Annotated in this window: 6 protein-coding genes; all 6 read right to left on the reverse strand. The window is 42.1% G+C overall.

Going from position 1 to position 8,116, the window contains the following annotated elements:
- Nucleotides 1-28: 28 nt before the first annotated feature.
- The 6 genes from HHA43_RS05710 to HHA43_RS05735 all read right to left on the reverse strand — a co-directional run bounded on the left by HHA43_RS05710 (nucleotide 29) and on the right by HHA43_RS05735 (nucleotide 7,845).
- Nucleotides 29-646, reverse strand: coding sequence for a glutathione S-transferase N-terminal domain-containing protein (locus HHA43_RS05710; RefSeq protein WP_168418448.1), 618 nt, complete (start codon nucleotides 644-646; stop codon nucleotides 29-31).
- Nucleotides 647-892: 246 nt separating this feature from the next.
- Entirely contained in the window at nucleotides 893-1,441 is a 549-nt protein-coding gene (gene infC / locus HHA43_RS05715) for a translation initiation factor IF-3 (RefSeq protein WP_168418452.1), read from the reverse strand.
- Between the two features lie 5 nt (nucleotides 1,442-1,446).
- Entirely contained in the window at nucleotides 1,447-3,369 is a 1,923-nt protein-coding gene (gene thrS / locus HHA43_RS05720; RefSeq protein WP_168418447.1) for a threonine--tRNA ligase, read from the reverse strand.
- A 187-nt stretch (nucleotides 3,370-3,556) separates the two neighbouring features.
- Nucleotides 3,557-4,714 (reverse strand): alanine racemase, encoded by a 1,158-nt coding sequence (locus HHA43_RS05725; RefSeq protein WP_168542032.1) that lies wholly within the window; start codon nucleotides 4,712-4,714, stop codon nucleotides 3,557-3,559.
- 25 nt (nucleotides 4,715-4,739) lie between these two features.
- Nucleotides 4,740-6,005: a D-arabinono-1,4-lactone oxidase gene (locus tag HHA43_RS05730; RefSeq protein WP_168542028.1), complete on the reverse strand. Its 1,266-nt coding sequence runs from the start codon at nucleotides 6,003-6,005 to the stop codon at nucleotides 4,740-4,742.
- Nucleotides 6,006-6,078: 73 nt separating this feature from the next.
- Nucleotides 6,079-7,845 carry a neutral/alkaline non-lysosomal ceramidase N-terminal domain-containing protein gene (locus HHA43_RS05735; RefSeq protein WP_168460797.1) on the reverse strand — a complete coding sequence of 589 codons (1,767 nt, stop codon included), beginning with the start codon at nucleotides 7,843-7,845 and terminating at the stop codon, nucleotides 6,079-6,081.
- Nucleotides 7,846-8,116 lie beyond the last annotated feature (271 nt).

Here is an 8,116-nt window from a genome sequence, read left to right on the forward strand (position 1 = left end):
GGCTGAGCATCTTAGCATAAAACTTGTTTTAAACTTGAATACTCAATGCCTTCTGCACCGCAGGTCGTGCTGTTAAACGTGTAACGTAATCTTTCACGTACGGAAAATCTTCTAAGTTGATACTTTGCCATTCATGGCTTAATGCCCACGGTAAAATAGCCATATCTGCAATTGAATACTCACCTGCCACAAACTTTTGCCCAGTTAATTGCTTATTCAATACCCCATATAAACGCTTGGACTCATTAATATAACGTTCAATTGCATAAGGAATTTTTTCAGGCGCATAGCGGTTAAAGTGATGATTTTGCCCCAGCATTGGGCCAAAGCCACCCATTTGCCACATAAGCCATTGCTCCACTTCTACCCGCTCTTGCTCATCGGTTGGGTAGAACATACCTGTTTTACGCCCAAGATATTGCAAAATTGCACCCGACTCAAATACAGAAATTGGCTCACCACGCGGTCCTTGCTGATCTACGATGGCAGGAATTTTATTATTTGGTGAAATTTTCAAAAAGTCTGGCTGGAACTGATCATTTTCCGAAATATTGATGGGGAAAATTTGATATTCCAAACCCATTTCTTCCAGTGCGATGGTAATTTTGTGACCGTTGGGCGTACCCCAATAATAAAGATCAATCATGTTCTATCCTTCACTATTTTTTACTTTTGGGTGGGCATTATTTTGCTGCGAATTCATTTATAGCATGTTTTACTTTGCTATTGCGCTCTGTACTGTAGAGATTTTTGCTGACTTAACCTGCCTTGCTCCATACAATTTGATGCTTTAATTTTGATGTACCTTATAAATAGGAATCAATACAATTTTTCTTCCAGGCATAAAAAAAGCACTGCGATGCTGCAGTGCTTTTTTCAGTTCAAGATGAGGTTACTTTTTCTTTTTCGGTCCAAGTAACATACCCATTTGACGACCTTCCATTTTTGGTGCTTGTTCAACTACACCATATTCGGTTACATCTGCTTCAACTTTTTGCAATTGAGCCAAACCTAACTGTTGGTGAGCCATTTCACGACCACGGAAGCGTAAAGTGATTTTTACCTTGTTCCCTTCTTCAAGGAATTTGATAATTGCACGTAATTTTACGTTGTAATCACCAACATCAGTCGCAGGGCGGAGTTTGATTTCTTTCACCTGTACTTGATGCTGTTTTTTCTTCGCTTCTTTCTGCTTTTGCTTTAGATCAAACAAATGCTTGTTAAAGTCCATGATTTTACAAACTGGTGGTTCGGCATTTGCCACAATTTCCACCAAATCAAGGTCTACGCTTTCGGCTGCACGCAATGCATCAGCTAAGCTTACAATCCCTTTTTGCTCACCATTTTCGTCTACAAGACGGACTTCTTTTGCACGAATTTCATCATTCAAAGCAGGACGGTTAGATTTTCCGCCCTGTTGATTACGGTCAGGCTGTTTAATCGCTGTTACTCCACAATATACCGGCCGCGTTCTGCGACGGCTGTTTTCACTAGGTCAATGAAAGCATCAATTGACATAGTACCCAAATTTGTTCCTGAGCGAGTACGCACGTTTACAGTACCCTCTTCCACTTCACGGTCCCCAAGTACCAATAAATATGGAATACGCTCTAATGTACGCTCACGAATCTTAAAGCCGATTTTCTCATTTCTCAAGTCAGAAATAGCACGAATACCGTTTTCTTTAAGTTTTGCGACGACCTGTTCACTTGCAGCAGCTTGTGAATCTGTAATATTCATCACACAAGCTTGCACTGGCGCTAACCATGGTGGCATAAAGCCTGCATAGTGCTCAATAAGTATACCAATAAATCGCTCAAAACTGCCAAGAATTGCGCGGTGCAACATTACAGGCTGATCACGATCATTGTCTTCAGTGACATAAGATGCCTCTAAACGTTCAGGCAAGTTAAAGTCACATTGAATTGTACCACATTGCCACACACGACCTAAGCAGTCTTTGAGTGAGAATTCAATTTTCGGACCGTAGAACGCGCCTTCGCCCGGTTGTAACTCCCATTCCAAACCTGCAGCATCTAAAGCATCTGCCAAAGATTTTTCTGCCATATCCCACAGTGCATCATCGCCTACACGTTTTTCAGGACGTGTAGATAGCTTCATTTGCACATCTTCAAAACCGAAGTCTTTATAAACATCTAAAGTCAGTTGAATGAAGTCTGCAACTTCAGGCCCAATTTGTTCTTTGGTACAGAAAATGTGTGCATCGTCTTGAGTAAAGCCACGTACACGCATAATGCCGTGCAATGAACCCGATGGCTCATTACGGTGACATGAACCAAATTCTGCCAGACGAATTGGCAAATCACGATACGACTTTAGCCCTTGGTTAAAGACTTGTACGTGACATGGGCAGTTCATTGGTTTTACTGCATAGTTACGGTTTTCAGAATGGGTAGTGAACATGTTATCTGCATAGTTGGCAGCATGTCCTGATTTTTCCCATAAGGTGAAATCGACCACTTGCGGGGTGCGAATTTCTAAGTAACCATTTTCTTGCTGTACTTTACGCATGTATTGCTCAAGTACTTGATAAATCGTCCAGCCATTTGGATGCCAGAACACCATACCTGGTGCTTCTTCCTGCATGTGGAACAAGTCTAATGCTTTACCAATTTTACGGTGGTCGCGCTTTTCAGCTTCTTCAATACGTTTGATGTAGGCTGCAAGCTGCTTTTTGTCTGCCCAAGCCGTACCATAAATACGTTGTAACTGTTCGTTTTTCGCATCTCCGCGCCAGTAAGCACCCGAGATTTTGGTCAATTTAAATGATTTTAAGAATTTAGTGTTCGGTACGTGTGGACCACGACACATATCCAAATAGTCTTGGTGATAGTACAAGCCCATTTGGGTTTCGTTTGGCATATCTGCAATCAAACGTAATTTATATTCTTCGCCACGTGCGGTAAATTCTGCAATCACTTCATCACGCGGGGTCATTTTTTTCACGACATCATAGTCTTGGTCGATGAGCTTTTTCATGCGCTCTTCGATAGCAGCCAAGTCATCTAAGGTAAATGGACGTGGCATCCAGATGTCGTAGTAGAAACCTTCTTCAATAACAGGACCAATCACCATTTTTGCTTCTGGGAAAAGCTGCTTTACAGCATGCCCTACCAAGTGCGCACATGAGTGACGGATAATTTCTACGCCTTCTTCATCTTTTGGCGTGATAATTTGTAAGGTTGCATCTTCGGTGATTAAATCACAAGCATCTACCAAACGGTCATTGACGCGTCCAGCAACTGTATTTTTGGCAAGACCTGGACCGATGCTTTGAGCAACTTCCATCACAGATACGGCTTGATCAAACTGTTTTTGATCGCCATTTGGCAAAGTGATAATAGGCATAGATAAAAATCCTTAAGGAGTGATGCCCCGTACCATGGAGCATATCACCGCGAGATTATGATTAAGGGAGACCCTCAAAAGATAAAAACGGTGTATAAATAAAAAGCGCCTTAAATTTTACACGGCTTGGGTACAGGTTTAAACCTTTGTGACCTAAAAAAGCCAAAGAATCATGTTTTCCTCTGTTTTATTCCTTAAAGCAAGGCCATAAGTCCCATTGTCCCTGTGTATAAGCATAGACCACAGCAAACTGCGGCAAGATCGCTTCACTCTGCTGGGGACGTAAAAACACATAATCATCTATACAAATTTGATGCTGTTTTGGCACTTGAATCAGCTCTTGATTGCTACTGCGACCATATAAGGCATGCGGATGACTGCCCGCAGGATAAATATAATCTGCCAACCAATAACCGCCATAGACAAATACAGCTTGATCACGCTGCGGCAAATAGGGCTGCAAACGATCTAAACCTGGCACTTGCACCTGCGGCAAAACTTTCAATACAGGCGTAGCAATCCAAAGTGCGCACTGCAAAGCAGACAAATCGTTCAGGTCGAAATCACTGGGTTTGAGCAGCATGGAACCAAAAGCTAAATCATTACACTCACTTTGCTGACAATGTTGCATAAAGGTCAGGCTACCGCCACCGTTAAAGCATAAGTTATCGTGCCACAATTCAGGAAAATGATCTTGAATCAACTGCTTATAGTGTCGGTATTGCTGTTGCGAATCTTGATAGGCTTTGCCTTGCAATTGAAACACATTCGGCAATTTAGTCACGTGTGCGTCATAGCCCATCAAACCTGAAAATTTTAAATGTTCGGGATGTTGCTGAATCAATTCCAGCATTTGCACAAAGGTGGCATGATCTTGTACACCACCACGGTGTAAACCAATGTCAATTTCAATATTAATCTTTAAGCAAAGTTGAAGACGCTGTGCGAGATTTAAATATTGCTGCAAACGCTCAGGCTGATCAATCAGCCACTGAATATTCAAATGAGATGACTGCACTTGCTGATAAAAATGCTCAACTGCCCGCAGCGGCATTGGTTTACCTAGTAATACATCTGCCTGAGGAAATTGTTGCACCATGTAGTCTATTTGCGGCAAATGAAACAGCATAAAACGCTGTGTATTCAGATACTGACTGGCCTGTTGCAACAAGTTTAGGCATGCCAAAGATTTGACCACTAATCTAGGTTGTAACTGTGCAGGCAGTTGCGCTGCAACAAAATTTAGGTTTTGTTGAAAACGTTCAACATCCACAATCAACTGTGGCAAGCCAGTACCCTGCTGCTGCAAGTGCTGGGTCAATTTTTGAAAATAATGCACTGACATTTTCACCCTCGCCTCCTACACAACTTCAGTGTAGGAAAAGTTCGGTTAAATGTGGATTCATCCATTTTTGTTCAGAATCGAGTCGCTGACGTAGTTGCATAAAATCATCCCATTTTGGATATAGCTCACAGAGCTGATTTGCCTGCAAAGTATGCAATTTACCCCAGTGCGGGCGCCCCTGATATTTTTGCAATATTGGCTCAACCCATTTAAAAACATGCTGGCAGTCTTGCTTGTAAAACTGATGAATCGAAATAGACACAGAATCACGCCCATAGAACGGACTCAACCAAATATCATCGCCTTTGACATAACGAAATTCGATGGGGAAGAACATGGCAACCCGTTGCTTTTTCAACACCGCGAGTAACTCTTGCAAGCAGGCCAAGCCTTGTTCAGCTGGCAATTGATATTCCATTTCGTTAAATTTAGTATTGCGCGGTGTAGGAAAAATTTGGTTCGACCAATCTACATGTGTGGAAGGCTTGATAAATACACCAAGCAAAGACTGTAAATATGGGTTTAATGCAGGAAATAAGCGTGTCATTTCCGAACAGAAAGTCAATAGACGATCTTCAGACAACCAGTGCTGTGGACGTGGCTCGGTCAAACCACGACTTTCATCTAAGGTTTTTAAAATGACCTGATCACTGTGCAAAAATGCCCAAAACTCAATATGGCGATGTTGATGTTTCCAACGATCAATATATTGATAAATATCATTTAATGCACATAAACGCATGTGTTCTTTGAGCTTATAGCGTGGACGGTTTTGTAAGGTAATTTTGGTCATAATACCCAAACTACCCAAAGCCACCCGCCCAGCTTCAAAAATTTCAGCATTTTGCTCAGGTGAGCAATGCAATACATCACCCTGTGCTGTCAGTAACTCAAAGCCGGCAACCAATGCAGACAAACAAGGTAAATCAACCCCTGTGCCATGCGTTCCTGTCGCGACCACACCTGCCAAACTTTGATGGTCGATGTCACCCTGATTTTGTAAGGCTTGATGTATAGGCGCTAAACATTCACCTAATTTATATAAACGAGTACCTGCATATAAAGTGCATTGGTTTTTTCGCTCATCAAAATTATGTACCCCCTGAATGTGATCTAAATTGATCATCACATCATCGGTTTTGGCCAAAGGACTAAAAGAGTGTCCCGCGCCCACCATTCTAATTTTGTCGTGCTTGAGCACAATTTTTTTTAGATCATCCAAATTTCTCGGTTGTAAAAAGTCAGGGTGAGCCTGTTGCCCACCTGACCAGTTACTCCAACGCTGTCTCATGCTATTTCCTTTTTCTGCGTTTCCATTATTTTTATTACCTCGCATTCAAAATTTATGCATGCTCACTACAGTTTCATAGCTCCATCCCTTTGTTTTCACTGTGCTCATGTTTCACATGGAACACCTTTGCAGATCCATTTTTATTGTTTGAATAAGCTTGATAAGTTCTTTTTTCTAATTCGTGTTGTGGCACATCGGGTGGTAGATTAGTTTGCGCATCCCGCTGTGCCGCTGGTAAATTTAATTGTTGGGCTAAATACTGGAATTTAGTCTGTAATGCGGCCAGTGTCCACTGTCCGTATAACGTATGTCCACCCTCATAGGCTTGTTGTTGGTATTCCTCATAGGTGGTGACATAACCCATATAGTCATTGCAGTAAGATGCTAACCACACCTGCTGATTGTTTGCCAAGCAATGTTGAACCGTGGTTTTCAGGCGTTTAGCGGCAACCGTAGTGATCTCGCCCGGACAACACAGGATATTCAAATGTCCAATTTTAATCAGTTGCAACGGCACAATATTCGGAACCAACAGACTTTGCTCAATCGCATCTACACTGACCTGTCGATGCATTTCAGCAATCAGCCGATCTAGAAATTTAGGGTAATGGGTCAGGGCTTTACCAAAAATGGTTTTAGAACCACAGTCCAGCACAATATCCTTTGGCCCTTGAGATTCATATAAGGCTTGATAGTCACTATAATCTGCCGCATGCGTTTTGCTTAGTTTTTTCTTTTTTTCACGCTGTGCCAGCCATTGCATGGCTTTCATAATAGGTTGGACAACCCCTGCACCATCTACAGGTGTCCCTGCAAAAAAAGCAGCACCATGACAGGCAGCACTGGTTTTTGCTTGGGTTTGTCCCATGGCAAATTCTGCAGGAATTTCAATATTACTTAAATCGACATAGCTACATACTGCATCTAACTCACCCACTAACGGTGTGCTGTGATGTTCCAACGCTTTCAGTGCCAACTCACTTTGATAGCGTCCATTTTGCTGTGCATATTCGTATTCTTTTTCACCACAGATTGCAGCGCGTATCTGTGACTGCTCAGGCCCATGATAATGCGGTGAAACATCACCAGCGGCAGCCTGCGCAAAAATAGCGACAGGATTTTTCACTCCACGCTGCTGTAATACCCGTTCTGTGCAAGTTGCAGCATAGCCTTTATTGTCACCGTCATGTGCACTCAAACGACTGCTTAAACAAGTCGCATGCACACCAAATAAAGAAAAGACTGCCTGTAACGCACCCTCTCTATAAAAGCCAAGCAATTGCATGTCACGATCGACCGCTAAATGACATTGCTCAGGATTTTTTCGGCTGATATCAGGGTTACGGTTGTAAGAGTCCAAAGCTCGATTCCATGCCACTGGAGTGCCTTCATCAAAGCAGCCCTTACTCATGTAAATATCGGTTTTTTTCTGTGTGGCTAAGGCTTTAATTACACTACTAACAATTGCATCGACCACTGCATTTAAATGTTCGGGTACAAAGCCTAGAGTTGGCATATTATAGAGAGCTTCATCACCGCAGCCGCCAGGAGCTGAATGGATATGTGTTGCCATTAAAATAAAACGCTGTGCCTGAAAACGCTCACCCAGTTTATGTTGCAAATGCTGCACAGCAAGACTACGCATGGCATAAGTCACACAGCCCATATCCAAACAGCAAAAAATCAACAAATCATTGTCTAAAGTTTGAATACAAATGCTACGGGCAAATAAAGCGGTTCTTTTATCATAAGCACGATGCTTCCAAGTGCCATAGCCAAACATTGCCAAACCTTTTGGCTGAATGTAAATTTCCTGTTTATCCCAACCCACCAAATACATTGCTATGCATTCCCTTTCATCGATACAATCAGCCACAACATAGTGCAATCGCATTGAAACAAAATTGGCTACATACCTATAAGGGTTAAATTAACAAGACCCAGGGGGGATAATCAGACTTATGTCACCCACATCAAACCATTTACTGCAACATGTACCCCCCTGCTTTGCTTTCGGGTTTAATTCACTATGCTAAAGAGTAATTAACTATAACTAAAAATATAGACAAATATTTGCATAAGTGCTCATTTTGTCTATGTCGATTCAGTAG

The organism is Acinetobacter sp. A2 (assembly GCF_012371325.1).
Taxonomy (GTDB): Bacteria; Pseudomonadota; Gammaproteobacteria; order Pseudomonadales; family Moraxellaceae; genus Acinetobacter.